23 protein-coding genes are annotated in these 25,397 nt (G+C 41.9%); 16 read left to right on the forward strand and 7 right to left on the reverse strand.

The genetic code is table 11. From position 1 onward, the window contains the following. Positions 1-109: 109 nt before the first annotated feature. The 3 genes from FZC76_RS06225 to manA all read left to right on the forward strand — a co-directional run bounded on the left by FZC76_RS06225 (position 110) and on the right by manA (position 5,084). The gene (locus tag FZC76_RS06225) at positions 110-2,446 is read left to right on the forward strand and encodes a glycoside hydrolase family 10 protein (RefSeq protein ID WP_148987382.1); all 2,337 of its coding nucleotides are present in this window, start codon (positions 110-112) and stop codon (positions 2,444-2,446) included. Positions 2,447-2,504: 58 nt separating this feature from the next. Further along, on the forward strand, positions 2,505-4,064 hold the full coding sequence (locus FZC76_RS06230) for an FAD-dependent oxidoreductase (RefSeq protein WP_148987383.1): 1,560 nt from the start codon (positions 2,505-2,507) through the stop codon (positions 4,062-4,064). Between the two features lie 63 nt (positions 4,065-4,127). Next, the gene (gene manA / locus FZC76_RS06235; protein ID WP_148987384.1) at positions 4,128-5,084 is read left to right on the forward strand and encodes a mannose-6-phosphate isomerase, class I; all 957 of its coding nucleotides are present in this window, start codon (positions 4,128-4,130) and stop codon (positions 5,082-5,084) included. A gap of 55 nt (positions 5,085-5,139) precedes the next feature. Here manA and FZC76_RS06240 read toward each other — a convergent pair whose 3' ends face one another. After that, positions 5,140-5,565, reverse strand: coding sequence for a hypothetical protein (locus FZC76_RS06240; protein ID WP_148987385.1), 426 nt, complete (start codon positions 5,563-5,565; stop codon positions 5,140-5,142). 218 nt (positions 5,566-5,783) lie between these two features. Here FZC76_RS06240 and FZC76_RS22900 point away from each other — a divergent pair, with 218 nt between their 5' ends. The 4 genes from FZC76_RS22900 (at position 5,784) to FZC76_RS06255 (ending at position 8,859) form a co-directional block, all read left to right on the forward strand. After that, positions 5,784-5,933: a hypothetical protein gene (locus tag FZC76_RS22900; RefSeq protein ID WP_169289326.1), complete on the forward strand. Its 150-nt coding sequence runs from the start codon at positions 5,784-5,786 to the stop codon at positions 5,931-5,933. Between the two features lie 184 nt (positions 5,934-6,117). Continuing rightward, entirely contained in the window at positions 6,118-7,173 is a 1,056-nt protein-coding gene (locus FZC76_RS06245) for a YecA family protein (RefSeq protein WP_148987386.1), read from the forward strand. A 144-nt stretch (positions 7,174-7,317) separates the two neighbouring features. Then, positions 7,318-8,250, forward strand: a complete 933-nt coding sequence (locus tag FZC76_RS06250; protein WP_148987387.1) for a processed acidic surface protein — start codon at positions 7,318-7,320, stop codon at positions 8,248-8,250. A gap of 135 nt (positions 8,251-8,385) precedes the next feature. Further along, positions 8,386-8,859 (forward strand): class D sortase, encoded by a 474-nt coding sequence (locus tag FZC76_RS06255; protein WP_262372468.1) that lies wholly within the window; start codon positions 8,386-8,388, stop codon positions 8,857-8,859. Positions 8,860-9,328: 469 nt separating this feature from the next. Here FZC76_RS06255 and FZC76_RS06260 read toward each other — a convergent pair whose 3' ends face one another. Further along, positions 9,329-9,757, reverse strand: coding sequence for a YwpF family protein (locus FZC76_RS06260; RefSeq protein ID WP_148987389.1), 429 nt, complete (start codon positions 9,755-9,757; stop codon positions 9,329-9,331). A 314-nt stretch (positions 9,758-10,071) separates the two neighbouring features. Here FZC76_RS06260 and FZC76_RS06265 point away from each other — a divergent pair, with 314 nt between their 5' ends. Further along, on the forward strand, positions 10,072-10,623 hold the full coding sequence (locus tag FZC76_RS06265) for a single-stranded DNA-binding protein (protein WP_148987390.1): 552 nt from the start codon (positions 10,072-10,074) through the stop codon (positions 10,621-10,623). 261 nt (positions 10,624-10,884) lie between these two features. On the opposite strand, the gene FZC76_RS06270 is transcribed toward FZC76_RS06265, so the two are convergent. Continuing rightward, positions 10,885-11,289 (reverse strand): helix-turn-helix domain-containing protein, encoded by a 405-nt coding sequence (locus FZC76_RS06270; RefSeq protein WP_148987391.1) that lies wholly within the window; start codon positions 11,287-11,289, stop codon positions 10,885-10,887. A gap of 228 nt (positions 11,290-11,517) precedes the next feature. Between FZC76_RS06270 and FZC76_RS06275 the strand changes: the two genes are divergently transcribed. Then, positions 11,518-12,015: a hypothetical protein gene (locus FZC76_RS06275; RefSeq protein WP_148987392.1), complete on the forward strand. Its 498-nt coding sequence runs from the start codon at positions 11,518-11,520 to the stop codon at positions 12,013-12,015. Between the two features lie 84 nt (positions 12,016-12,099). Beyond that, a complete protein-coding gene (locus FZC76_RS06280; RefSeq protein ID WP_148987393.1) occupies positions 12,100-12,630 on the forward strand; it encodes a VanZ family protein in 531 nt (176 codons plus the stop codon). Between the two features lie 275 nt (positions 12,631-12,905). Here the strand turns inward: FZC76_RS06280 and FZC76_RS06285 are convergent, their stop codons facing one another. The 3 genes from FZC76_RS06285 to FZC76_RS06295 all read right to left on the reverse strand — a co-directional run bounded on the left by FZC76_RS06285 (position 12,906) and on the right by FZC76_RS06295 (position 19,195). Continuing rightward, a complete protein-coding gene (locus tag FZC76_RS06285; RefSeq protein WP_148987394.1) occupies positions 12,906-15,719 on the reverse strand; it encodes a DEAD/DEAH box helicase in 2,814 nt (937 codons plus the stop codon). Next, positions 15,712-17,265: a hypothetical protein gene (locus FZC76_RS06290; RefSeq protein ID WP_148987395.1), complete on the reverse strand. Its 1,554-nt coding sequence runs from the start codon at positions 17,263-17,265 to the stop codon at positions 15,712-15,714. Before FZC76_RS06290 ends, FZC76_RS06285 begins: the two co-directional genes overlap by 8 nt. Positions 17,266-18,631: 1,366 nt before the next feature. Then, the gene (locus tag FZC76_RS06295) at positions 18,632-19,195 is read right to left on the reverse strand and encodes a BsuPI-related putative proteinase inhibitor (protein WP_148987396.1); all 564 of its coding nucleotides are present in this window, start codon (positions 19,193-19,195) and stop codon (positions 18,632-18,634) included. 190 nt (positions 19,196-19,385) lie between these two features. Between FZC76_RS06295 and FZC76_RS06300 the strand changes: the two genes are divergently transcribed. The 4 genes from FZC76_RS06300 (at position 19,386) to FZC76_RS06315 (ending at position 22,406) form a co-directional block, all read left to right on the forward strand. Next, entirely contained in the window at positions 19,386-20,174 is a 789-nt protein-coding gene (locus tag FZC76_RS06300; RefSeq protein ID WP_148987397.1) for an N-acetylmuramoyl-L-alanine amidase, read from the forward strand. Between the two features lie 111 nt (positions 20,175-20,285). Next, positions 20,286-20,603 carry a hypothetical protein gene (locus FZC76_RS06305; protein ID WP_148987398.1) on the forward strand — a complete coding sequence of 106 codons (318 nt, stop codon included), beginning with the start codon at positions 20,286-20,288 and terminating at the stop codon, positions 20,601-20,603. A gap of 95 nt (positions 20,604-20,698) precedes the next feature. Next, positions 20,699-21,319, forward strand: coding sequence for a class D sortase (locus tag FZC76_RS06310; protein WP_187441967.1), 621 nt, complete (start codon positions 20,699-20,701; stop codon positions 21,317-21,319). Positions 21,320-21,635: 316 nt separating this feature from the next. Next, on the forward strand, positions 21,636-22,406 hold the full coding sequence (locus FZC76_RS06315) for a tyrosine-protein phosphatase (protein ID WP_148987399.1): 771 nt from the start codon (positions 21,636-21,638) through the stop codon (positions 22,404-22,406). 48 nt (positions 22,407-22,454) lie between these two features. Here FZC76_RS06315 and tagU read toward each other — a convergent pair whose 3' ends face one another. Then, positions 22,455-23,381, reverse strand: a complete 927-nt coding sequence (tagU, locus tag FZC76_RS06320) for a polyisoprenyl-teichoic acid--peptidoglycan teichoic acid transferase TagU (RefSeq protein ID WP_148987400.1) — start codon at positions 23,379-23,381, stop codon at positions 22,455-22,457. A 524-nt stretch (positions 23,382-23,905) separates the two neighbouring features. Here tagU and wecB point away from each other — a divergent pair. Both wecB and FZC76_RS23415 read left to right on the forward strand, forming a co-directional pair. Further along, positions 23,906-25,045 (forward strand): non-hydrolyzing UDP-N-acetylglucosamine 2-epimerase, encoded by a 1,140-nt coding sequence (wecB, locus tag FZC76_RS06325; protein WP_148987401.1) that lies wholly within the window; start codon positions 23,906-23,908, stop codon positions 25,043-25,045. A gap of 181 nt (positions 25,046-25,226) precedes the next feature. Next, a complete protein-coding gene (locus tag FZC76_RS23415) occupies positions 25,227-25,361 on the forward strand; it encodes a hypothetical protein (RefSeq protein ID WP_262372453.1) in 135 nt (44 codons plus the stop codon). Positions 25,362-25,397 lie beyond the last annotated feature (36 nt).

Consider the following 25,397-nt stretch of genomic DNA (forward strand, 5'->3'; position numbering starts at 1 on the left):
TTAAGGAGGTGATTCATTCTCAATACATTCAAGTGGGAGAAGTTTTTTCGAAACAGCATTTATCATTGGTCACGGTCAGACTTAGAATGCAAAGGGGAGAAGATTGAGGATGAAAAAAAGTAGTAAGAAGGTAAATCTGTTCATAATCAGTGCATTGGTTTTGGCGCTGATCATAACTGGCTTTCCTATTCAACAACAAACTAGTGCAGCATTGGCGCAAGATCTTGTAAAAGCAGCAAATGGGGAAACGCATGTCATTTTTGATTACAACAGATTAAGAGGGGCCGATCAGATAATCGTTTATACACCAGAGTTTGGTGCAAGTACAAAGAATAATCGCTGGGGAGTAGAGGTAGTCGTAGAGGATGGAATGATAACAGAGGTTCGTGATGGAACTGTCGTAGATCTTTCCAACGCGCCAATCCCTGAAAATGGGTTCGTTGTCTCTGCTCATGGTACAGCAAGAACATGGGTGATGGCGAATCTGAAGGAAGGCGATACGGTCGAAATTTTAGAAGATGTCATCACAGATCCAGTGAGAACATCCACTTTTTCTATTAATAAAATAGATCCGCAAGCACCCTACGAGTTTCCGGGCGGGCGCGGAGCGGATGAACTAGTTGTCTATACATCTTCATATGGAAAAGAACGAACTGGTACTAACCAATACGGTGCAGAATTTATTGTTCGCAATGGAATTGTGGTGGAAATGTCCGGTAGCAACAGTCTTATCCCTGAAGACGGATTCGTGGTGTCGGGTCATGGAGCGGCACAAAGATGGATCCTTGAAAACACACAGGTTGGAGCGGAAGTAACATTTGACCCAAATACTATGAAGATTACTTCTCGTATTGATGCAAGCGCATACATACGCGCGGCAGAACTTGTCATTGAAAAAGCGTCAGCTCAAATTGAAGCAGCGGAAACTAATTTTCTAGACGTACCAATCGAGGAAGCGAAATCCTCACTTAATGAGGCAGCAGAATCATTGAGAATGGCAGAAGAGGCATTCGGTAAAGAGGATTGGCAACGTACTATTGATTATTCGGAACTTGCCGCACAACAGGCTAACAAAGCAGGATTCCAAACGGTGGAATCAAAAGTTGTGGATGCACGAGGAGTTTGGCATCGTCCGACTGAAAGTAACCGAGAGGACATCATTGAAACGTTGGATAAGCTTGCGGACTCTAACTTTAACATTCTATTCTTAGAGACATTTTTCCATGGTTACACCATCTATCCAAGTGAAATTGCCGAACAAAATCCAAACTTTGTAGGCTGGAATCCTCTGGAAGTCTTTATTGAGGAAGGAAAGAAACGTGGGATCGAAGTTCATGCTTGGGTTCACACCTTCTTTGTTGGCCATGAGTCCCTAAATCCTCCTGGTCCTATTTTGACAGAACATCCTGAGTGGGCCGCGGTCGATCGTGAAGGTCGAATTCCTTCTGTGAAAGAAGTAGGCTATTACTATCTTAACCCTGCATTGCCAGCAGTTCGCGATCATCTATCCAGTATTTTTAACGAGATGATATCAACACATGATGTGGATGGACTTCACCTGGATTATATCCGTTACCCTGTCAGTCTGCCGATTGAAAATGGCTACAGCTATGATGAGTATAGCCGTAATGAATTCAAGAAGGTTTCGGGTGTCGATCCGTTGGACATCACACCTGCAGACACTGAGCTTTGGGAAGCTTGGAATGTGTGGAGACAAAATCAAATATCCAGCTTTGTAGAAAGAATTCACGGCGAAGTGAAGGAAGTTGACGAATCGTTAGAACTTTCAACTGCTGTGTTCCCGGAAGTGTCGGACGCCATCGATCAAAAATTTCAAAACTGGGTGGAATGGGTTAGTGCAGGCTACATGGATTTCATTACTCCGATGATTTACGCAGTGGATACAAACTATGTGCAACGTACAACCAATTCATTTTTAGATCGCTTCCAACAACCTGTTTTATCTTATATTGGTTTGGCTCCATTTGTAGGCTTTTCCGATGAACTTTTGGTAGATCAGGTAAAAGCAATGACGGAAACGGATGCAGCTGGACAGGTTCAATTTGCCTTGCATTCCTTAAGAGCAGAGCATTTTGAAGCCTTAAAGGCAGGTCCGCAGCGTAAAAAAGCGTTCTTACCTCATGCTGACCCAATGCATGCAGCTAAATTGTTAGTGAAAGACATAAAACGTAAAATTGCTGATATTTATATACCTAGGGATGGGGTAGACCACCCTGCAATTAGAGCGTTGGAGCAGAAGTTTAGAAACTTGGAGAGAGCTGTAGGTAAAGGGGAAATCTCTGAGGTAAATGGAAAAATCTTAGAGGCCCAGGACTTTATAAAGGATCGTGAAAAACATATCCGACCAGCAGTTTCTGAACACCTACTAAAAGATCTTGATCAGATGGAACAGCTTATGGACTTTGCAGAATTCAAGCAGCAATAAGGATAACTGGTGACGGGTAGACCTGTCACCAGTTTCGTACATAGAGGAGTGAGATCGGATGAAAGCGGATATTATTGTGGTTGGCGGTGGTCTTGGTGGATGTACCGCAGCACTAGCTGCAGCAAAACGAGGGCAACGTGTAATTTTGACAGAGGAAACGGATTGGATTGGAGGTCAACTTACAAGCCAGGCTGTGCCACCGGATGAGCATAAATGGATCGAACAGTTCGGTTGCACGGCCAGTTATCGTAATTTTCGTGACCGAGTAAGAGACTATTACAAGAGGAACTATCCTCTAAAAGAAGAAGCCATAGCAAATGAAAAATTGAACCCTGGTAACGGTTGGGTCAGTAGACTATGCCATGAACCGAAAGTCGCATTGGCAGTTTTAGAGGAAATGCTTGCTCCATTTGTAGGGAGCGGCAGAATTACGATTTTACTAAACTATCAGGTTGAATGTGCTGATGTTGATCAGGACACGGTCCAATCGGTCTTGGTGAAGCATACTAGGACTGGGAATACACTTACCCTAACAGGTGATATCTTCTTAGATGCGACGGAATGCGGAGATTTGCTGCCACTTGCTGGAGTGGAATATGTAACAGGAGCTGAATCAAAAGCGGAAACGGGTGAACTGCATGCACCTGAAGAAGCACGTCCTCAAGATATGCAGCCCATCACACATGTCTTTGCAGTAGATTACTTAGAAGGAGAAGACTTCACTATCGAAAAGCCTTCTCAATATGAAAAATGGAAAGACTATCAGGCACCGTTTTTACAGCACAAGCAACTGAGCTGGTTTGCCCCTGATGCACATACAGGAGAATCGAAGGAATTTACCATGTTTCATCATGGCGATCTCTGGGGGCTTTGGGACTACCGAAGGATCATCGACCCCGCCCTTTTTAAAGAGGGAACATTTCAAGGAGATATCACTTTAATCAATTGGCCGCAAAATGATTACTGGCTCGGGTCCATCATTGATGTCAACCCTGATGACCGTCTGCGATACCTAGAGGAGGCTAAACAATTAAGTTTGTCTCTCTTATATTGGTTGCAAACAGAAGCCCCTCGTCCTGACGGCAGCAAAGGATACCCGGGAGTCCGACTCCGCCCCGATGTTTTAGGAACGGAGGATGGTTTAGCCAAGTATCCTTATATCCGTGAATCACGGAGGATAAAGGCAATATTCACCGTCGTCGAAGAACATATCAATGCAGAAACCAGAGGAAATAAAGGAATTGAAAGATTTGAAGATTCAGTGGGTATTGGTTGTTATCGAATTGACCTACACCCGACAACAGAAACCAACACCTTCTTTTATACGGAAAGCTACCCATTTGAAATCCCACTGGGTGCTTTATTGCCAATCAGGGTGAAAAACCTGCTGCCAGCTTGTAAGAATATTGGAGCCACTCATATTACCAATGGATGTTTCCGTGTTCATCCAGTGGAATGGAACATTGGTGAATCCGCAGGCTATCTTGCAGCATTTTCATTAGAAAAAGGGATTCTTCCCCGTGAAGTGAGGGAGAACGAAGAAATGTTACGTGAGTTCCAAGAGATGTTGGTAAAAGAGGGAATCGAAATAAGCTGGCCGGAGATAGGTGCAATATAAGCGAAAAGAGTGTCTACTAATGTTAATTATGGTGAACTTTCATAAAATGATGAGGTGAACATAATGGGAAACAAGAAAGACGTTCTGTTTCTAGAGCCAGTCTTCCAAGAACGCATATGGGGTGGGACCAAGCTTGCTGATCAATTTGGATATGAGATTGCGTCTGAATTGACGGGAGAATGCTGGGCGGTATCCGGACATCCGAACGGACAAAGTATGATAAAAAACGGTTCTTTTGCAGGTAAACTGTTAGGTGAACTATACACGGAAGAAAAAGAGATATTCGGTAACCATGAGAGTGACAGATTTCCGTTGCTGACAAAAATTCTGGATGCAAACCAAAACCTATCCGTGCAAGTCCATCCGAATGACAAATATGCTAGTGAGAACGAAAACGGAGAGTATGGAAAAACAGAGTGCTGGTATGTGATAGATTGTGAGAAGGATGCCGAAATTATTTTCGGTCATACAGCTGAAACAAAAAAGGAATTTGTCGAAAAGGTTAAGAATGGAGAGTGGGAAGGACTTTTAACACGGGTGAAGGTAAAACCGGGTGATTTTTTTTACGTACCAAGTGGAACCATCCATGCTCTTTGTTCAGGTGTCTTAATTCTTGAGACGCAACAAAATTCTGATACTACTTATCGTGTATATGATTATGACCGAAAAGACAAGAAAGGGAATACTCGGGAATTGCATCTTGAGAAGTCCATTGATGTCTCCACTATTCCTCATAAATCTATGGATGTGGTGCATAAAGTTTCTAAAACAGATGGTGCTACCGTTACAAGATTTGTGGAAGCTGAGTATTTCACTGTCTACAAATGGGAAGTGGATGGAACATATTCTGCAAAATACGAAAAACATTTCCTAATTGGTAGCGTCATTGTTGGTTCCGGAGAGCTTAAGATAAATGAATGTGTTTACCCGCTGAAAAAAGGAGACCACTTTATCATTCCTTCAGGCGTGGAAGAGTTCACTGTCATAGGTAAGGTTGAAATAATTATTTCTCATCCATAAAAAGAATCCGTGAGTTATGGTTATATTATATCTCACGGATTTTTTCGTTTGTAAATTATTCATACAACTCCCTATACACAATCGCCTTCAATGCCAGCAGCTCTTCCTCTGTCAATTTCTTCTCGAATGTTTCCACCAACTCCAGCACTTCCTGTTCTGTCATGCCGTTGGATGCCTTTGACTGTATCTGCTGCATTTCTTGAAGACTGAGCTTTTGCATGACCATTCTTGTTGCTTCTTCACGTGTTTGGACTGGCAGCTCATCAAGATTGGCTTCAGCTCCCTCTGCAAGATAGCTCTTCAAAGCAGGAGACCTGTCTACATACTCCCGAGCCATAGCCACATCGTTATTTTCCACCAGGTCTTTTTCCACATATTCAACTGCCTGATCTTCCAAGTATTTATTGATAAAATAATAGCCTGCATATCCTAGGATTCCTAGGATAAGGGCTGTAGTTAATATTCCTTTGAAAAATTTCATTAAGGACACACCTACCTTTCTTATAACTATATAAAGGGAAAGAGTAGAAAGCAAATTTGAAAAAAAGTTTAAGTACAAAAGAAAACGGCTAAACAATAAAGACATATTACGACGATAAATATTAATTATTAGTAAAAATTTCAAATTATTCTTGTAATTTTACAGAAAAATAGTAGAATTGTAGTATATTTTGTAATTAATTAGGCGGTGAAAATCGGTTGATGAACGACTATAAAAGTATTGAAAGCAAAGACGAGATTATCAAAGTGCTTCAATATGCCTATCAACAAGGCACAGAGAGAGAGAATATATCCATGATGGAACTTATTGATGAAATGAAAGAAAAGCTGCAGTTGCTTATAAAATAAATAGATAGATTACTAGTTAACACCTTCTTTTGGAGGTGTTTTTGTTTTGAAAGGGGATAATTGGATAAGTTATCCAGACTTTGGTCGCCTACACGTGAGGGAGAAATATGTTAGAATTAAACTCGTTGTCTGTAAAACTCAAATGAGATCAGCTAAGAAAAAACAAAAGGTTTAAGGTGATAGAATGATTGGAAGAAACGAACCGTGTCCTTGTGGCAGTGGAAAGAAATATAAAAAGTGTTGTGAAAAAAAGCAAAATGGCTTGGATAAAGTGTTAGAAACGGAAGTGATGGCTTTACAAATTGATATGATGCGCTTTGCATATGAGAAGTTCTCAATTGAACTTGAAGAGGTTAGCTCCAAGTATCTACATAAATTTTCAATGGATGAGATGAAGAGTGAAGCATTTAACGAACTGCTTCACCTCTGGTATATGTTCACAGTAAAGCGAGATAATGGTTTGACGATTGTGGAAGAGTTTGCATCCGCACAAGAAGGCAAGTTCTCCCGCCCACAAGTAAAAGAATGGGCAGAAAGCTGGCAAAAGGCATATCCGTCTGTCTACAAGGTGGCAAATGTGCGAGGGGAGACTTATACCATGGAGGACTTTTTCACAAAGGAGAAAGAAAAAGTCACTTACATTGGCAGAGAGGACAGCTTAAGTAAAAATGAGTTGGTTATTGGCATGTTTGTTCCTTTCAAGCAGGCAAAAGTTGTGTTCATGTCCACTTTTGAACGCGGGGTACTAGAGGCAATCCGTCTAGAAGAGAAGTTTATGGAGGAATTTTCAGAGGTAGACATTGATTCAATCTATATAAGATCGGAATTCCCGGATCTTGCCGGTAAAATGGTAGAGTTTGAATTAAGTGAAGAGGATGTGCAGCAGTTACCTGTCCAAGATGAGGCACAGGAGCGTGTGTTGGGATTGTTTGCAGATGGAGCTGAAAAGCGCGGATATCCGCAAAGATTTTTGGAGTTTGCTTCCATGCTCTGGTCGATCTATTGCATGAAAGAGAGTCCAATGATCCGCAATGAGCAGAATTACGCTGCGGCATTGATTTACTTTTTAGATACACATTTTATGAAAGAACAGCAGGAAACACAGAAAGCGTTAGCGGAAGAGTTTGGTATATCAGCGGGAAGTGTTTCGTCGACGTTCCGTAAACTGGATGAGGTATTACAGCCTGTTATCCAAACTTTTGAAGATGATATCGAGGCGGCATTGCAGGGCGCTTCTTAATGGAAAAAGCATCTGATTTTCTCGACTTATTCCGGGGAGATTGGGTGCTTTTTTCATTTGATAAAATGACCGTTTTCTTGCATAAATTTTCCGCGTATGCGCATGCTACTAAAAAAGTGTAACGATAAATAGGAGGCATGAAAGATGCAGCGGTTTATGTTGGTTGTTTGTAAGATTTTAATAGGCTCGACACTATTCTTTTCCCCACTTGATGCAACGGCGGCACCAAAAGAGGAAGAGGTGGATTCGTACTTAAAGGAAATAGGTTGGACAAGGAAGGACCTGGATAAGTATTTGGCGTTTTATGAGGTCAGTCTGGATGACTTCAAGGACATGGAACAACTGCGTGATGAGCTTGGGACTCCGATCAATGAGGAGAACCTTCTTGTTATGCTTGAAACCTATGATTTGACGAAAGAAGAGTTAGAGGTCCTTTTATCTCGTTTTGGGGAAAAGGTGCAGGATTATACGTTCATTGAGGACTTGGAAATTGCAGTTGATTTCTATATGACCCACGAAGAAGAAGTGGCTCGCGCGGAGGACTTTCTAGTGTCCATGGGATTCGAAGCAGAAGAAGCACGGCAAATTTTCCAGCATATTTTGAGTCTTCCTAAGGATGTGTTGGCGAAGGAGCTTGAAAGATTGCAAGGAATGTTGAATGAAGAACCCAATTCCGTTGAAAAAGTGTTTTCCCTTTGGACGGAGTTTATGGAAGTATTTCAAGTGGAGGCTGACCTTCATGTAGAGGACGGTAGCCGGGTTAAGGTGTCCCAGGAGGCGCTTATGCAGCCTGGATGGTTGGAAGGGAAGGAAGTCCATTTAGACATTTTTGATGGAGAGGGTTCGCTTCTCGCTTCAGCAGTGATGGATGAGCAAATTGTATCACCGTCTTATGTGCAGGTTACAGGAAAGGAGCTCATTCATTTAGGTCAGGTTGGCGTGAAAATGAGCGATGAGCTTTATACCAATAGAATGCCTGATACTGCTTCTGTTTATGGACTTGGGATGCTGGTAGGTTTGTGCTTAGTAGGGTTAGCTGGTTTAATGCTTGGTGTGAGAAGGGTCCGCAGGGCGTAGGGCATGCGGGAGCGTTTTTGGATAGTTGTTCTTTGGATTGTTATGGTGACGGGGGCTGCTTTGTTTGTTGGAAGCGGCCTTTTGTATTGGCAGGGAGTTTCGGCAGTGGAGGAAAGGGTGGAGGCAAGGGGGTTGATGAAGAAGGAAGAGGTTTTGGAATCAGTTGGGGAGTTTGATGTAGCTGAGCATGTGGCTGTAACTATAAAGGCAGGGGAAGAAATAGGAGAAATATCTTTTCCTGTTCTAGACGTAAGTATTCCAGTATTTCATGGTGTGTCCGAGGAGGAGCTCGTAAAGGGTGTGGGGCATGTTCCAGGTACCCTTTTACCAGGGGACGGGGGAAATATTGTGCTTTCTGGGCACAGGGATACCGTATTTCGTCGGCTCAAGGAGCTTGAGGTTGGAGATAAGGTTATGTTTGGGTTTGATGGTGGTTGGTACACATATAAGATTGGCAGGATTAGGGTGGTAGATAAAGAAGATACTTCGGTAGTGGTCCCGCGGCCTCGGGAGGTATTGACGATAACAACGTGTTATCCTTTTACGTTTATTGGGAGAGCCCCTCAGCGGTATGTGGTGGAGGCGGAGTTTATTGGGAGGGTAGAATGAGGCGGAAGTGGAAGAGAAAGCGCCAAGTATATGAGATGAGAGGCAGAGGCAAAGTTTTTTTGTGTGAAATTAAGCTAAAATGAGTGACTTTTGGATGACTTTCCGTACTTCCAAAAGTGTTCGGACAATTCTAGGAGGACTTTGGACAATTTAATACTCTTTTTCCACCTGGTTCGGACAATTATTTAGCTTGTTCGGTCAAATTCTAGGTGGGGTTCGGCCATTTGAAAAATTCGTTCGGACAACTATTAGAAAACTTTGGACAACTTTGCAAAAACTTCGGCCAACTTTCGAAAAACTTCGGTCAAAATCAGTAAAACTTCGGACAATTGGCTCAAAACGCCTAAAACGACACCTAAATCACAGACTAAACGCGAAAAGGGTCAGACCCCTCTTTAGTGCATTAACGCACAGCGGGTCAGACCCCTCTTTATCGCTTTATCAAACTAAACCAATCACGCAGCCATCATTATTTGCTCTTCTCAAGCACTGGTTTTTCTTTTACTTTGTTTTTGAAGGCATTTACAAGGTCGTCGCCGGTGTATCCTTCTCCCACAAGGCGTTCGAGTAGCTTTTCGTGGTAGTTGGTGTTTTTTCGGAAGAGCTCGCCTTCGAACAGAATGCTCATTTTGTCTTCCATCACTGCCACTTGGCGGACGACAGCCTCAAAGGAAGCTGGATCATTTGTCGGTTTAGAGATTGTCGCTTGAACATGAAGCATTTCTTCATTATCGCGGAATCCTTCATATTTTTCCGGCTCGCTTTTTGGCAGTAATGCTTCAATCAGCCAATTTTCTTTTCCGTACTCTCTATTGATAATCAATCCGTCTTGTAAATCCAGCTGTTCAACTTCTTCGCCATGTACAAGGGATATTGCAACAAGTTTGAACGTTTTCATGATTTTCCTCCAACGGGTATATTTTCGATGCTAAGACCGTGATAACATGTACCAATATTTTGTCTTATTATAACATAAGCGCAATGAAAGATACCCATTACCAAATAGCAGGCACGAAAAAAATCTTGAATACACCTAATATTATCTTTCGACAACTCCCCGGCATAATAAAACAGGATTTTCCCCTTAGTGCAAATTCCAATTTTACACCGAATAACCGAGACAAAACCTGAAAACCTCCATTTTACCTACAGTAAGCAAGCAGTTATGATAACGGAGCAACACGAAATTTGTAGAAATAAGGAGGGAGAATCTTGATTAATGAAGTGGTGTTGATTGGTCGAATGGTGAAGGATCCGGATTTGCGTTATACAGGTGATGGAACTCCTGTTGCAAGCTTCAGACTTGCTGTTAATCGCAACTTCAAAAACCAGGAAGGTGTCTATGAGGCGGATTTTGTCTCTTGCACGGCGTGGAGAGGTACTGCGGAAACGACGGCAAATTATTGTCGAAAAGGTGCACTTGTGGCAGTCACAGGTAGGATACAGACCAGTCGATATGAATCGAAGGATGGGACGACAGTCTTTGTTACTGATGTGGTGGTGGACAATGTGCGGTTTCTTGAAAAAAAGAAGGAGGAAAAACCTTCTTCACCGCCAATTCCACCGTATCCAGAAAAGCAGGATACGACAAGGGAGCACAATAGGAGTGATGTTCAAAGTTGGGAGCAATCTCCGCCTTCACAGGAAAACCGGCAAATGGAAAATGTTCAAAGCCGTCCGCCTACTCATCACTCGACACAAAGAACATCAGAATTCCCAGACTTCCCGACACAACCGACGACCCCTGAAAAGGTAGGAGTGTAGCTAAAAGTAATGCAAGGTCATCCCAATAATCAATTGTATTAAGTAATCTTATTTTTACCTATAAAGCAAAGGGCTCCCCTCCCATATTTGCTTTAGCCTTTCTAAAAAAGGCAACTTGCGGAAACAAGCTGCCTTTCTTTTTTTGCTTATCAGCATGTAGTAGAGGATAAGCCCTCATGGTTCCTCTAGAGAGAAGAATTGCCTCTTTGTTCTCCATTTCTTGGTGCCAGCCTCTTTAGGGTTGGCTTTTTTCAACCAAACTTACTTATTGACATAGATGATACCCATCATGTCTTCCATCACTTTCCTATCAGTGATGCTCATGTTGGTGTACTTATGTAGGATGTCCTTGAAATTGGGGTGTTGCTTCAAATAGTCCACAATTTGCATCAGTTTTTCATCAGCTTGGTTAATTTGATAGAGTTGGTTGAATTCTTTTACATAATGTTCTTGTTCGTAGTGGTTTCCTACCAGGTAATCAATCGAAACCTCGAAAAGCTTACTTAGTTCAATGAGAGTTTCGATGGGTGGGACTTCCTTTTCAGTCTCCCATTTGCTGATGGTACCATGCACCCTGTTCAGGCGATCGGCAAGATCTTGTTGCGACCAGTTCTTCTGATTACGAAGGTATTTAATGTTTCTCGCTAAAAAGGACGTGTTCATCATATCTCCTGCCTCTTTTCCGCATTTCCTTTAACGTAATGGAAACGAGAGGGAGTAGTTGTTCTCGTGTGGAACATAGTTACTAAATGTTCTTAAACGGAACAATGTCGAATATTGCAAAATAAAGAGGATGAATGAGAATAGGAAAGAATACCCAGATAAATGCAAAGAATCACCTTATTTCCTATATTTTCTATAAAAAGTAAAATTATCTATAATTAGGAGGAGTGAATGATGAAAGAGGGAGTGATGGATGTGGCTGATTTTAAGTTAACTACGGTAAGTTTCCTTCCAAGTACGGAAGGTCGGAATCAAGATGGACAAGATTATTTTATTTATATAAAAGAACCAAAGGATGACTATTCATCAGCACCCAGATCCTCTTTCTTTGATGCATTGGAAATCTCTAAGGAGGAATCGATTAAGAACGGTAATTGGCGCTGCATTTCAACGAGTTCCAATCAGTCTGTTGAACTGCATTTTCGTTCTTATGCGGATAAAAGAATTATTTCCGTAACCATCAACCTTCCAAGCTACCAACTTGATATCTCTTCTTACGCCTGGTACAGACAGCGTAAAGCCTTCCTTAAGTTAGAATGCCCGGAACAAGTCTGTCAGGATTTAGTAGAAGGATTATTACAAAGGATTTTTGTCAAATACAAAGGGAAAACCGCCTATCTAAGTTTAAAGCAATCAAAACGTGGAGTGACCAGTAAGAATTTTAGTTGAAGGGTATAAGGCGTGCCTAGATAGGACACACCGTAATTAAGTGGAATTTTTTTAGCTTCTAACTCAATTACGGTGGTGGCTCATATGAGAAATAAGAGGATTCTATATTATCTGTTTCTGGCCTTTGGCTGGACTGTCATATTGTTCTATTTGTCTTCCATGTCCTATGCAGAACAGGATATCAGGCCATATTTGCGAATGCTTGTGGCAGAGGAACATATTGCTGCTGTGTTTTCGGGAGTGGAGATTCCTTATGTGAATAACCAAATGAGTGTGGACAGTATGGGAGCCTATCAGTTTGTGGAATTCCTTTTTCGAAAAGGAGCTCACCTGTTTTTTTATAGTGTTCTTGGTTATTTGCTCGTCCGGTACTTTGCCAGTGCCTTAGGGAGAAAGTATTGGAGAGTGTTTCTGTTCAGTTTTTCTATTCTGCTTGTTATTGCGATGCTGGACGAGTTCTTGCAATTCCACCACCCAGACCGCAGCGGGCATTGGGCGGATGTGGGGTTGGATGCGATGGGCGGATTGAAGGGGATTATTACCGGATTTTTGTCCACTTATATTAAGAAGGGTAAGAAAGAAGGAAAGCAAAAAAGCGCAGACTCCTCTATGTAGATGGGGGCTGCGCTTTTTTATATGAGTGGTAAGGAGTTGAACTTATTAGTGAAATGTGTCGCCTGAGCCTTGATGGGTAAGTAAGAAAATGTAAATGAAGACAATTCCAGCGTCAGAATTCGGTTGAAATTGTCTTCACAAGGCACATGAAGACAATTCCACTCCTAAAATCTCGTTAAAATTGTCTTCATCCCGCCTATGAAGACAATTCTAGGCCCAAAAATCCAGTGAGATTGTCTTCATCCTCATCATGCATCGTTACATTCTAGATTACCTTACTTCAACGTCAACAAATCCCTCAATTCCTCATTATCCAGCTCGGTTATCCAGCCTTCACTCGTGATGATCTGATTGTTCAGCGCTTGCTTGGATTCGATCATTGCATCAATTTTCTCCTCCAGCGTACCGGTTGCAATAAACTTATGAACGTGAACAAAACGGCTCTGGCCGATTCGATATGCTCTGTCGGTTGCTTGATTCTCCACGGCTGGATTCCACCAGCGGTCATAGTGGATAACATGATTGGCAGCTGTCAGGTTCAGTCCGGTTCCGCCAGCCTTCAATGAAAGGACCAGAACATTAAATTCCCCGTCCTGGAAATCTTGAATCAGTTGGTCACGTTCTTTTTTGACGACACTTCCATTTAGAAATCTTCCTTTTTCCCCGAGTGTAGTTTCCAATGCTTCAATAATCATATTCCCCATAGAAATGTACTGGGTGAAAATAAGGCAGCTTTCTCCCCGCAAACGAATCTGCTCGACCAGTTCCACTAGCTTTTCCATCTTACTGGAGCGCATTAAGAGATTCTCTGGAGTTTCCTCTTTTAGATAAAGGGCAGGGTGATCGCAGACTTGCTTCAACTGCCCGAGCATTTTTAACACGAGGCCGCGGCGTTGGATACCGCCTAACTCCTCCACCTTGTCTAAGGTCTCTTTCACAAGCTGTTCATAAATAGAAGCCTGCTCGATGGTCAGTGGACAGTATTCCTTTTGCTCCTGCTTGGCAGGGAGGTTCAGGGCCACCTGTTCATCCTGCTTCGTGCGGCGAAGTAAGAATGGTTGAATAAGCATCTGCAATTGCTGAATCTTCTTTTTGTCCTGATCTTTCTCGATTGAAAGAACAAATTGCTTATGGAAGGAGCCTAGCGACCCCAAGTATCCTGGATTGATAAAATCAAAAATTGCCCAGAGTTCTGACAGACGGTTTTCCATAGGTGTACCAGTCAAGGCGATATGATGGCCACCGCTTAAATTTCGAACAGCTTGGGATTGCTTCGTGTCAGCGTTCTTGATGTTTTGTGCTTCATCCAAGCAGATGGTGCGCCAGCCGACACTTGCCAATTCCTCTTCATCAAGATGAGAAATAGCATAAGAGGTCAACACGACATCGGAATTCAAAACTGCTTCTCGGAAAATAGACCCTTTGCCACGATTAGGTCCGTAATGCAACATAACCTCCAAACTTGGAGCGAACTTTTCCAGTTCTTTTTGCCAGTTTCCAAGGACAGAAGTAGGACAAATAATGAGTACAGGCGGTCCTTCCGGTTCCTTTTCCTTGCATGACAAGAAATACGCAATGAGCTGAATGGTTTTTCCTAGTCCCATATCATCTGCAAGACAAGCCCCGAAGCCGTGTTCTCTTAAAAAGGTCAGCCATGCTGCACCTTGCTCCTGATAAGGTCTTAGCTCGCCTTTGAATGTTTCAGGAACCTCAAAAGGCGGGATGTCCTTACCTTGATAGAGTTGTTCAATCAAGCGCTCGGCAGATCCGGTTAGTTCATAGGAAATATCCTGGATGGAATAGCTTCCCCCCGAATCAACGTCATCCGGAAACTCACCGGCCATGCCAGCTGCATTGCTTTTCAAGAGATCCTCCATGCGGATACCGTTCTCTTCTGCATGCTTCATCATCCGTTTTATCTCTTCAATAAACCCTGGATCCAACACGACCCATTCGCCTTTAATCTGTACAAGGCGGCGGTTTTCTTCTACAAGTGCTAGGAACTCCTCTTCCGAAAGCTCGGTATTTCGCGTGGAAAAGCGCCATTCAAAATTAACTAAGGACTGTAACCCTACAAAAGATTGGGAATGGCCGCTGCCTTTCTTCGAGCCGTTCACTCTTGCTTTCACTTTAATTCGAGAATCCTTGATGGCTTGCCACCATGGCGGCAGAAAAATGAAGCTCCCAATTGCCAACAGCCTCTCGCTGCCATCTACAAGAAACCGCCAAGCGTCTTCTTCCGTCAGATAACTTCGAATCTGTCCATTTGAAAAAAGAGAGGGAGTCAGCTGCTGCCATTTCTTAAATCCGCGATTCACTTCTTTTTTGTATTTTTTATAGGAAGGAGGGAGGCTATCTTGTTCCCACACATATAATTCTTCTGTTTTCTTGTCTTTCAACAGGGTTTCCAGCTTCCAGTCTTGTTCCCCTTTTTCCGGTTCCAAAAGACGGAGGCCAAGCTTGAATGGAGTGGTATCTTTCGTCCATCCAATGTCTCGAAGCCAGTCTTCTTCATCCACATACTCCACTAGTGAACCTTCCGTTGCTAATTGCCGCGGATCTTTTGTGTAATCCATCCAGTATGTCTGGAGATACCCATCTTCATTGCGTTCCATCCAATCCTTCATGATGGCGTCCAACCATTCTTCCATTTTGCCGGCATAAGAAGGGAGGAGAGGATTTTGTGCGATCATCTCCTGTCCTTCCTTTGTTAAAGAAAAGGAAAGTCTGCCTTCTTGCCATGCTGCAAAACTCGGTTGAAAGGCTCTTTCGTTCAACAGGTCTGCAACTGTTGGAGCGATTAGGCGATATTGTTCCGATTGATCACACCACTCCAACTCAATAAAAGAGTTCTCGGTATTGTTGGCAAATAGTTCAAGCGCGTCACTGGGATTTAAAAAAATCCCGGAAACGCCATCATTGGTGGATTCCTCTAGGATGGAGCCGAAATACGATCCCTCATGCCATGTAAAGAGAAGGGGGATAAATCGTGACGGTGGCAGAACGGAGGAGCGGATTTTTACATATAGAAAAAATTGATTCCGTTCCTCCATATAAATTGATTTGGCAAATAACGCCTCATTAATCATAACTGAATCTTCCCTTTTTTAATTCTTCTTGGAAGGAGCGGAGTCGCTTCGTTCCTTCTTTTAGCTGCAGTAAATACTGAAGCCAGATGTCTTCGAGTTTCTCTTTTTTATAGAGACTATGTAATGTTTTCAACAGCGATGTCGCTTCTTTATAAGCGGTTTTATTGCGCTGCTCCAATGCCTTGTTTATCGCCACATGATAGAGTGGGAAAAGCGCATAGGCATCCGTTTTTTTGATTTCTTTCAGCTTATAAGCTTCCAAACCACTTAGCTCAAAGCCCATCCAAAGCTGTAACTCCACCCATTGGCGGTAGTTCTTCGTTTCAAACAGATACCATTCATATTCTCCGTAACTATATGGCATCAGTTTGCGCATTGCTTCTTTATATAGTTTATCTTGCCTTGTTTCCATTGCGTACTCCGTCAATAACTTGAGCAGGTGCTTAGTCAGCTGCCTTTTCCGGTCATAGGTTGGTTCTGAATGAATATAGGACGTCACAATTGGCAGCGAGACAGCTAGCCAGTTCTCCAATCTGTCCTTAGCTTTGTTGAAGACTAAGGATTGTAACCAATGGAAAAGGTATGGCGCGTACTGACTGCTGTTTTTTTTGACCAGCTTCAATGCCTCTTCATCTTTTTTCTGTAAAAATAATAAATGTGTTTTCGCCAACTCCGCCTGAAGGGAAGTGTCACCCTCTAGCTCTTTCAGCTCTGAGGCCATCCAGTTGCGACGTTGGAAAACATCATTCCAGGTGAATTGATACACATAAAACATTTCCCTTATAAAAGGCTCCTCTTGTTGCAACAGCGTTTCTCGTATCAGTTGCCTGCTTTCTTTCAGCAAGGAGTCGAGTTGGAAGGCGATGGCGCTATGAAACAAGCCTTTTGATTCCTCTTCCACCATATCTACAAAACGATGTAGGATATCGGCGATGTATTGATATGGCTGTGAGCTATCATAGCTGTTGATGACCTGTTCCATACAATAAAGAGAAGCGTGTAATAAAAACAAGGGACGTATTTCCGCCTTCTTCGGTGCCTGGGTTCGCAGCTTAGGAAAGAACGCGTGTGTCAGGCCGGTAAGATAGGTTCGTTTACTAGGAATGGAGCTTTTATATTGCTGATGCTGATAGTCCACAAATTCAAGCCAGCTAGAAAGAGAATTGTCCTCGTAGCTTGTTGCTTCCTTTTTAATAGTTGCCGATGCGAGGGTAGGAAGGATGTTTTCCGTGCTCTGTTCCTTCCAACCGTCGATAAGAGAGGCAATTGTTTTGGATTGTGACCATACGGAAAGAAAGGTGGCTAGCTGATGGGGGCAGAGGGTGGTTGCGCCGCATGAGCATCTGCTGAGGTCACCGATTTCTTCGTCTAGCAGGACGTGTTTTTGGCCGTTGTCTTGGACTTTTCCGGTCATGGTGGAGCCTTCATGGTAGGCGTGTATGACGTTGCCTTGGCGGAACAGTTTTAGGCCTTCTTTTAGGATGTTTCTGTTGTTGTCGTTTGTGAGTGGGTATGTATTGATCAGCCATGCTGCGAACTGTTCCATTTTTGTCACCATCCATTATTGTTTGAAAAAGTATGTCTTCTATGACTCCCTGCTGCCTTCCGTTCCAGGTGTTCGCTTTCCTAGGGGCGGTGCTTGAGCCTCCTCGCTTCGCTGCGGGGTCTCAAGCTACCACTATCTCCCTCAGGAGTCTCACACCTTGCACTGCAGGTAGCAGGGGGAGCTGGTGTGAGAAAGTGAGTTTCAATAACTCCCTGCAACCTTCCGTTCCAGGTGTTCGCTTTCCGCGGGACGGTGCTTGAGCCTCCTCGCTTCGCTGCGGGGTCTCAAGCTACCACTATCTCCCTCAGGAGTCTCACACCTTGCACTGCAGGCAGCAGGGGGAACTGGTTTGAGAAAGTGTGTCTCATTAACACCCTGCTGCCTTTCGTTCTAGGTGTTCGCTTTCCGCGGGACGGTGCTTGAGCCTCCTCGGCTTCGCCTGTGGGGTCTCAAGCTACCGTTATCCCCCACAGGAGTCTCACACCTTGCACTGCAGGCAGCAGGGGGAGCTGGTGTGAGAAAGTGTGTTTCAATAACTCCCTGCAACCTTCCGTTCCAGGTGTTCGCTTTCCGCGGGACGGTGCTTGAGCCTCCTCGGCTTTGCCTGCGGGGTCTCAAGCTACCGTTATCCCCCGCAGGAGTCTCACACCTTGCACTGCAGGTAGCAGGGCGGACTGGTTGTGAAAAAGTGTAACTTCTATAACTCCCTGTTACCTTTCGTTCCAGGTGTTCGCTTTCCGCGGGACGGTGCTTGAGCCTCCTCGGCTTCGCCTGTGGGGTCTCAAGCTACCGTTATCCCCCACAGGAGTCTCACACCTTGCACTGCAGGCAGCAGGGGGAGCTGGTGTGAGAAAGTGTGTTTCAATAACTCCCTGCAACCTTCCGTTCCAGGTGTTCGCTTTCCGCGGGACGGTGCTTGAGCCTCCTCGGCTTTGCCTGCTGGGTCTCAAGCTACCGTTATCCCCCGCAGGAGTCTCACACCTTGCACTGCAGGTAGCAGGGCGGACTGGTTGTGAAAAAGTGTAACTTCTATAACACCCTGTTACCTTTCGTTCCAGGTGTTCGCTTTCCGCGGGACGGTGCTTGAGCCTCCTCGGCTTCGCCTGTGGGGTCTCAAGCTACCGTTATCCCCCGCAGGAGTCTCACACCTTGCACTGCAGGTAGCAGGGGGAATTGGTTGTGAAGAAGTGTGTTTCAATAACTCCCTGCAACCCTGCGTTTCAAACGTTCGCGGGCGGTTCGGGAGCGTATCTATAGCAAAAAACGAAAAGGTCTACTTCATCGCGTAGACCTTTGCCGGGAAAAACTTCTTATTCTATTATAGGTTTTTTGGAGGGGAGTTACAACCTCGTGACAAATGTACATCTTATTCGACAGTGAAGGTTTCTTTTGCTGTGGCGTGATGGTTTGCATCCGTAAAGATGAATTGGATGGTGTATTCTCCTGGTGGAAGGTCTGCAGCTAAGTCCCTGTAGGAAATAGGGTATTCTAATGCATCTCCTGGTGCTAAAATCATTTCTTTTATAGCTTGGGTGTACATCATGCCTTCAGACAGCTTTTTAACTGCACTGCCGGAATCGTCGTATACGACATAATCGTATTCCTGGCCGGAAGAGAAGTAGATTTCAGCATCCTCCTCCTTGTTGTTAGTAACTTTAAATAGAAAATTCTCGTCTTGTCGGTCAACTTGGACTTCAAGTTCTTCTTTGTTTAACTCGTTTGTTTCTAGCTTCTTTCTTGCCTCTTCTTTTGATTTGATAGGATCACTTGATTCTTTTGAATCATCTGCAGGAGAATTATCTACTTCATTCTCTTCACTTACTGGTGTATTCTCTTCTGTTATGTCAGAACTCCTCTGGGACGAGTCTCCAGACGTTCCACAAGCAGTCAATATTAAGAACATTAGTAGTAATGTCATTATTTTATTCATGGTTCATCCTCCGTTCTTGTAATTTGGGCTAGCGGAATAAGTCATTCCCTTTCTTTTCTTCACTATATATGAACTATACCCCTCTTTGTATAGTTAGACGGAAAAATATATAAAAGGTTACGAAGGGATGATTCGTTCCTTCTCTAATAGTAGAACATAGATAATAAATAGGGAGGAAGAGGTGGAATGTATGATCGTTGTGTTAGATGCTGGTCATGGTTACGGGACACCAGGTAAAAGAACACCTGATGGGATGCGAGAATATGAATTTAATAGGGAAGTTGCCGAATATGCAAAACAAGAATTGACTGGCTATCATGATGTGGAGGTCCGATTCACCCATTCGGATGAAAGAGATGTTCCTTTAAAAGAACGTACAGCAAATGCCAATGCCTGGGGGGCCAGGGCTTTTGTGTCTATTCATGCCAATGCTTTTGGAAATGGAGGATGGAATACAGCACAAGGGATTGAAACATATTGCCCAGTTGCTTATTCCCCTAATTCTAATCGTCTAGCCAATACGATACACAGCAGACTAATACACGCAACTGGAAGAAAAGATAGGGGGATAAAATCAGCGGATTTCCATGTTCTTCGCGAAACAAATATGGCATCAATATTATGTGAATGTGGATTTATGACTAGTTTAGAGGAAGCACGTCTATTGAAATCCGATAGCTATCGCAGATTGTGTGCACATGCCATTACAAAAGGAGTGGTGGAATATTTCAACTTAATGCTAAAAACAACATCTACCTTGTCCTCTGTTTTATACAAAGTACAGGTCGGGGCATTCCGCAGCAAGCAAAATGCAGATCATCTGGCAAAGAAATTAACCCGAAAAGGCTTTACCGTATATGTATTCAAAGAAGAAAATCTATACAAAGTACAAGTAGGAGCTTTTTCTGAAAAAGATAACGCGGACCGGTTAGCAAGGGCATTAAGTTCCCAAGGTTACTCGACCTTTATTATTCAATAAGCGGGTTTCGACTATTTTTTCTCCAAAATTAAGAAAAAAACAGGGAAATTGTACTTATTTATCGAAATAAAGATACAGATAAAGATTGGGGTTTTATAGGGGGAATTTTTTATGTCAAAGATTGATTGGTGGCCAAAGATAAAGCGTTTTATTAATTTTATTTGCTTTACACTCTCACTTCTATTATTAATCTACAATATTAGTATAGTCGGGTTCTTCTATTTGCTTATCACATTCGGAGAAGCTCAAGGTTCAATGATTTATTCCTTGCTGAGTGTAACTGGAATTTTTCTTGTGATCATCCCGCTTGTGTTTCGTATGGCAAAATACAAGTTCTATCACTTTACTTTGATAGGACTCCATTTCGTTGCAGCGTTTTTACCTATGTTCATGAAAAACATGTCAAGTGTGTTCGATCGAATTTTGTAATTTGTCGAAGGTTATGTGGTTGATGAATTTCTTGTATGAGGTAGAATAAATGCTAGATACGTCTAAATATTTAATATAAGAGGTGACAACATAAATTGAAAAAGGGAATGATTGTAGCCTTCCTGTTCATGATTGCCGGTGTTTCTGTTATAGGCTATGGCCTATTTGAAAAATGGAGCATGGATAAAAAAACGGAGGCTGCCTTAAGAGATGCCGTTTCCATTACCGAACAAACAGGAAAAGCTGGAGTATCCGATAAGCAGGAACCAAATAAGAAAGAGCGCCCTCCTAAGCCAGATGACTTTGCACCTGAAATAGGAGAAGTAGTCGGTTTATTGGAAATTCCGAGGCTTGATGCTAAATTGCCTATTGTCGAAGGAACCGATCCTGCAGAGTTAGAGAAGGGAGTGGGGCATTTTAAAGGTGCATCTTTCCCTGGTGAAGAAGGACAGATTGTTTTTTCTGGCCATAGAGATACGGTTTTTCTAAGATTAGGAGAACTGGAAGTTGGGGACAGGTTCTATGTCAGCATGCCTTACGGGGATTATATGTACGAAATCTATGATTCTAAAATAGTGGATGAAGATGATAGATCAGTAATTACCTTGCAAAAGGAAAAAGAGGATCTTCTCTTAACTACATGCTATCCTTTTACACTGACAGGAGCGGCTCCTGAGAGGTATATACTTTATGCTAAACCTGTTGACTCAAGATGAGGACACCTTTCGAGGTGTTTTTTTATTTTCTCTTTATCGACAAAAACTTAAAAAAGTTTATAGATATAAAGTAGTTATTTTTAGAAAAACTTTTTCTGTAAAAAATCAGGGTTAAATAGAATTAATTAGCAATTTATTAATATATCAGAATAACTATCTATTTCTATAATTAGTTAATTTTTTTGAAAGAAGTGTTGGTTTTACCTTATTCGACAAAATACGCCCGTTCTCAATGATTCTCTTCTATGATAATATAGGACTAATCGATATAAAGAACGATAGGTAGTGCCAAAGTACTATATTTGGAGGGGAAATAATGATTGATGTTCATTGCCATATACTTCCGGGTGCGGATGATGGAGCAAGACATATGACGGAGAGCTTGGAGATGGCCAGGGTTGCTGCAAAAGAGGGGATCACTAAAATAGTTGCAACACCCCATCATAATAATGGGCAATACATGAATTCCAAAGATGAAATATTAGAGAAGGTCAAGGAACTTAATGACCGCTTGGAAAAGGAAGGCATAGACATAACCATCCTGCCTGGGCAAGAGTGCCGTATTTCAGGAGAACTATTGGAACAGTACGAGAGAAATGAACTACTTACTATAAACAATACAGATAGATATGTATTCATCGAACTCCCTTCTAGCCAAGTTCCCCTATATACGGAGAAGATCATCTATGATATTCAGCTGAAAGGTTTGACTCCTGTTATTGTACATCCTGAGCGGAATGCAGAATTGATTGAAAACCCGGAAAAACTTTACCAACTAGTCAAAAAAGGTGCATGTACGCAAGTAACGGCATCTAGTGTAGCTGGGAAGTTTGGAAAGAAAATCAAAAAGTTTTCCTTAGACCTGATTGATGCCAACCTTACCCATCTTGTCGCATCAGACGCCCATAACCTTAAGACTAGAAGCTTTCAAATGGCTGAAGCTTATAAAGTTATTGAAAGAGAATGTGGTACAGAAGCGAAATACCTTCTAATGGAAAATGCAGAGTTACTAGTGGAAGGTTCTATGATGATGAAGGAAATCCCTGAAAGAATCAAAAAGAAGAAGTTATTCGGTCTACTAGGATAATTATAAAATGAAGAGAGGGCTACCCATTAGCGGTAGCCCTCTTCTTTATTAGTTGTTGCTCGCAACTTCCGAATCAAGTTCGAGATGTTCTTTCAATTGATTAGATAAATTAATGCGATCTTCCTCTGCCACAATAAGATAATAGATGTTTTCAATTCTAGTCCCAGAGCCTGTTATTTGATGCTGGGAAAGATTATGGCGGGCCTCTTTGTAATTGGCTTGGATGTCAATCATTTCATCAAAAGTTAGATTAGTACGTACATTGTTACCCAATACATCTAAGATATCATCAAACTTAGTAACAGAAGAAATGGATGCTCCTTTATTGATTACACCCTGAATAATATCACGCTGTCTTTGTTGTCGGCCAAAGTCGCTGTCAAGCTTACGCATGCGGGAAAAGCTTAACGCTTCCTCCCCATTCAGCTCAATTTCCCCTAAAGGGAAGTGATGTCCGCTTTGACTGAATTCCAGTTTATTGTTTACTGTAACTCCGCCAACAGCATCTACGATATCCTTAAAACTTTCCATATTAACCTGCACAAAATAATCAATAGGTATGTCTAAGAAGTTCTCCACTGTAGCTATGGACATCTCCGGTCCACCGAACGCATAAGCATGATTAATTTTATCGTCGAACCCTTTACCGACAATTTCCGTTCTTGTATCACGCGGAATGCTAACCATCTGCATAGACTTATCATTTGGATTCACCGTCAGGACAATCATCGAATCTGAACGCCCTTTATCCCCAGGTCTTTCGTCTACACCTAGTATAAGGAAAGCTAATGGGTCCTTTTGGCTGAAGTCTACTTCGGTAGATCTTTTTTCAGAATTAGGTCTGTCTAGTGGTGTATGCATGGAAGTTGCAGCACTTTCGAGTGATTTATATACACTAAAAGCAAAAACTCCAACTCCTATCGTAGCAATACCTAAAAAACTAACTAAGATAATGAACCATTTTTTCTTGAACATTCAGCACTCTTCCTTTTTCATATTCTGTTTTGATTATATGGGTATTCGGTCATTTATACAATATAGGAAAAGTTAATTACTTTTTGAAATTGTAATTTTTTGTAGATTTAGTGAAATTCAACCGAATCAGAAGCTTCATGGCCAAGCATCTTCATTTAGCAGAGAATTCTAATCTTGGAAAGAAGATGATCCACAAGGAATAACTAATTAATAACAAAATCGGTCGTGACAAGGTAATTAATCAGACAACTATATGATAATTTGAAGATTAGTAAGAACAATGTGAAGTGTAGGGGTGTTATTTTTTGAAAAATAACAATATTAGTACATTCAATAGATTTAATTTACATATTCTGTCTATTTTCTTTTTTAGTTTGGGCCTAGAGAATCTTTTTTAAAATTTTTCCTTTATTACATTTACATTACAATTCCAATCCTATAGGATATATAGGGGATTAATCTATTGGTATACTAAAACAATTATTATAGAATTTTCTAAAAGAACAACTCTGGAGGTACACACAATGAAAAAAATTAAAGTAATGACTGTCTTCGGGACTAGACCAGAAGCTATAAAAATGGCGCCTTTAGTTTTGGAGTTACAAAAGAACTCTGAACATATTGAATCAATTGTAACCGTTACTGGTCAGCATAGAGAAATGTTAGATCAAGTTTTAGAGATTTTCAATGTTACTCCAGACTATGATTTGAATATCATGAAGGCAAGACAGACGTTGATTGATGTAACGTCAAATGTACTTCATGGTTTAGACGAAGTTTTAAAAGAGGTAAAACCTGATATTGTACTAGTACACGGAGATACGACGACAACTTTCGTTGCTGGGCTGGCAGCATTCTACAATCAAATTGCAGTAGGGCATGTTGAAGCAGGATTGAGAACATGGAATAAATACTCTCCTTTCCCTGAAGAAATGAATAGACAGTTAACTGGTGTGCTTGCTGATTTACACTTTGCACCAACTAGTCAAGCATCTGCAAGTTTACTCAATGAAAACAAAAAATCAGATGATGTATATATTACAGGAAATACTGCTATTGATGCTCTTAAAACAACAGTTACAGAAAATTATCACCACGAAGTATTGGACAGAATTGGTGAGGACCGTATGATTCTATTAACTGCCCATAGAAGAGAAAACCTTGGTGAACCCATGCGCAACATGTTCAGGGCTATTAAGCGATTAGTAGAAGAACATAATGATGTACAAGTTGTATATCCTGTTCATCTTAATCCGGTAGTTCGTGAATTAGCAGACGAAGTATTGGGGAACGATTCCAGAATTCATTTAATAGAACCATTAGGTGTCCTAGATTTTCATAACTTCGCCTCTCGTGCTCATATTATCTTGACCGATTCTGGTGGGGTTCAGGAAGAGGCTCCTTCTTTGGGAACTCCAGTATTAGTTTTACGTGATACAACAGAACGACCAGAAGGGATTGAAGCCGGTACTCTAAAGTTGGCAGGAACAGCTGAAGAGAGTATATATTCTCTTGCTAAGGAATTATTAACAGATAAAGCTGTATTCGATAGGATGTCGAAAGCTTCAAACCCTTACGGAGATGGGAAAGCTTCTAAAAGAATTGTACAGGCGATACTATATCATTTTAATAGAACTAAAACGAAACCTTCAGAGTTTATCTAAACCTTTAAATAAATCCATTATAAATCCTCATTACTGATGTGGTGAGGATTTATTTTGTTAAAAAGTATGCTATGTAAAATTTGGAATTACGGAAGGTTAATAGAGCCGTTTACATCAAAATTTATATAGATTACTATTAAAAAGGAAGTCGAAATTATTTTTAGTTTTAGGTGGAGTAATAATGAAAACACTAGATCACTATCCAAAGTCAATTTCTAAAGCAAGCATTAAGATAAAGCAAGATTCCTCCTTAGAGCAATTGGAGCAACTAGAGAACTTAATTTTGTTAGCAGTAAAAAAAGGAAGAAGGCTCTAGAGAAGATTACGAGTACCAATACTAATTAACTAATAG

Origin of the sequence: Sutcliffiella horikoshii, assembly GCF_008180725.1 — a bacterium.
Taxonomy (GTDB): domain Bacteria; phylum Bacillota; class Bacilli; order Bacillales; family Bacillaceae_I; genus Sutcliffiella_A; species Sutcliffiella_A horikoshii_B.

Excerpts from the sequence above, each read along its gene's own strand:
- FZC76_RS06225 (WP_148987382.1), top strand. The coding sequence starts at position 110 with ATGAAAAAAAGTAGTAAGAAGGTAAATCTGTTCATAATCAGTGCATTG.
- FZC76_RS06230 (WP_148987383.1), top strand. The coding sequence starts at position 2,505 with ATGAAAGCGGATATTATTGTGGTTGGCGGTGGTCTTGGTGGATGTACC.
- manA (WP_148987384.1), top strand. The coding sequence starts at position 4,128 with ATGGGAAACAAGAAAGACGTTCTGTTTCTAGAGCCAGTCTTCCAAGAA.
- FZC76_RS06240 (WP_148987385.1), bottom strand. The coding sequence starts at position 5,565 with ATGAAATTTTTCAAAGGAATATTAACTACAGCCCTTATCCTAGGAATC.
- FZC76_RS06245 (WP_148987386.1), top strand. The coding sequence starts at position 6,118 with ATGATTGGAAGAAACGAACCGTGTCCTTGTGGCAGTGGAAAGAAATAT.
- FZC76_RS06250 (WP_148987387.1), top strand. The coding sequence starts at position 7,318 with ATGCAGCGGTTTATGTTGGTTGTTTGTAAGATTTTAATAGGCTCGACA.
- FZC76_RS06255 (WP_262372468.1), top strand. The coding sequence starts at position 8,386 with ATGAAGAAGGAAGAGGTTTTGGAATCAGTTGGGGAGTTTGATGTAGCT.
- FZC76_RS06260 (WP_148987389.1), bottom strand. The coding sequence starts at position 9,757 with ATGAAAACGTTCAAACTTGTTGCAATATCCCTTGTACATGGCGAAGAA.
- FZC76_RS06270 (WP_148987391.1), bottom strand. The coding sequence starts at position 11,289 with ATGATGAACACGTCCTTTTTAGCGAGAAACATTAAATACCTTCGTAAT.
- FZC76_RS06275 (WP_148987392.1), top strand. The coding sequence starts at position 11,518 with ATGATGAAAGAGGGAGTGATGGATGTGGCTGATTTTAAGTTAACTACG.
- FZC76_RS06280 (WP_148987393.1), top strand. The coding sequence starts at position 12,100 with ATGAGAAATAAGAGGATTCTATATTATCTGTTTCTGGCCTTTGGCTGG.
- FZC76_RS06285 (WP_148987394.1), bottom strand. The coding sequence starts at position 15,719 with ATGATTAATGAGGCGTTATTTGCCAAATCAATTTATATGGAGGAACGG.
- FZC76_RS06290 (WP_148987395.1), bottom strand. The coding sequence starts at position 17,265 with ATGGAACAGTTCGCAGCATGGCTGATCAATACATACCCACTCACAAAC.
- FZC76_RS06295 (WP_148987396.1), bottom strand. The coding sequence starts at position 19,195 with ATGAATAAAATAATGACATTACTACTAATGTTCTTAATATTGACTGCT.
- FZC76_RS06300 (WP_148987397.1), top strand. The coding sequence starts at position 19,386 with ATGATCGTTGTGTTAGATGCTGGTCATGGTTACGGGACACCAGGTAAA.
- FZC76_RS06305 (WP_148987398.1), top strand. The coding sequence starts at position 20,286 with ATGTCAAAGATTGATTGGTGGCCAAAGATAAAGCGTTTTATTAATTTT.
- FZC76_RS06315 (WP_148987399.1), top strand. The coding sequence starts at position 21,636 with ATGATTGATGTTCATTGCCATATACTTCCGGGTGCGGATGATGGAGCA.
- tagU (WP_148987400.1), bottom strand. The coding sequence starts at position 23,381 with ATGTTCAAGAAAAAATGGTTCATTATCTTAGTTAGTTTTTTAGGTATT.
- wecB (WP_148987401.1), top strand. The coding sequence starts at position 23,906 with ATGAAAAAAATTAAAGTAATGACTGTCTTCGGGACTAGACCAGAAGCT.
- FZC76_RS23415 (WP_262372453.1), top strand. The coding sequence starts at position 25,227 with ATGAAAACACTAGATCACTATCCAAAGTCAATTTCTAAAGCAAGCATT.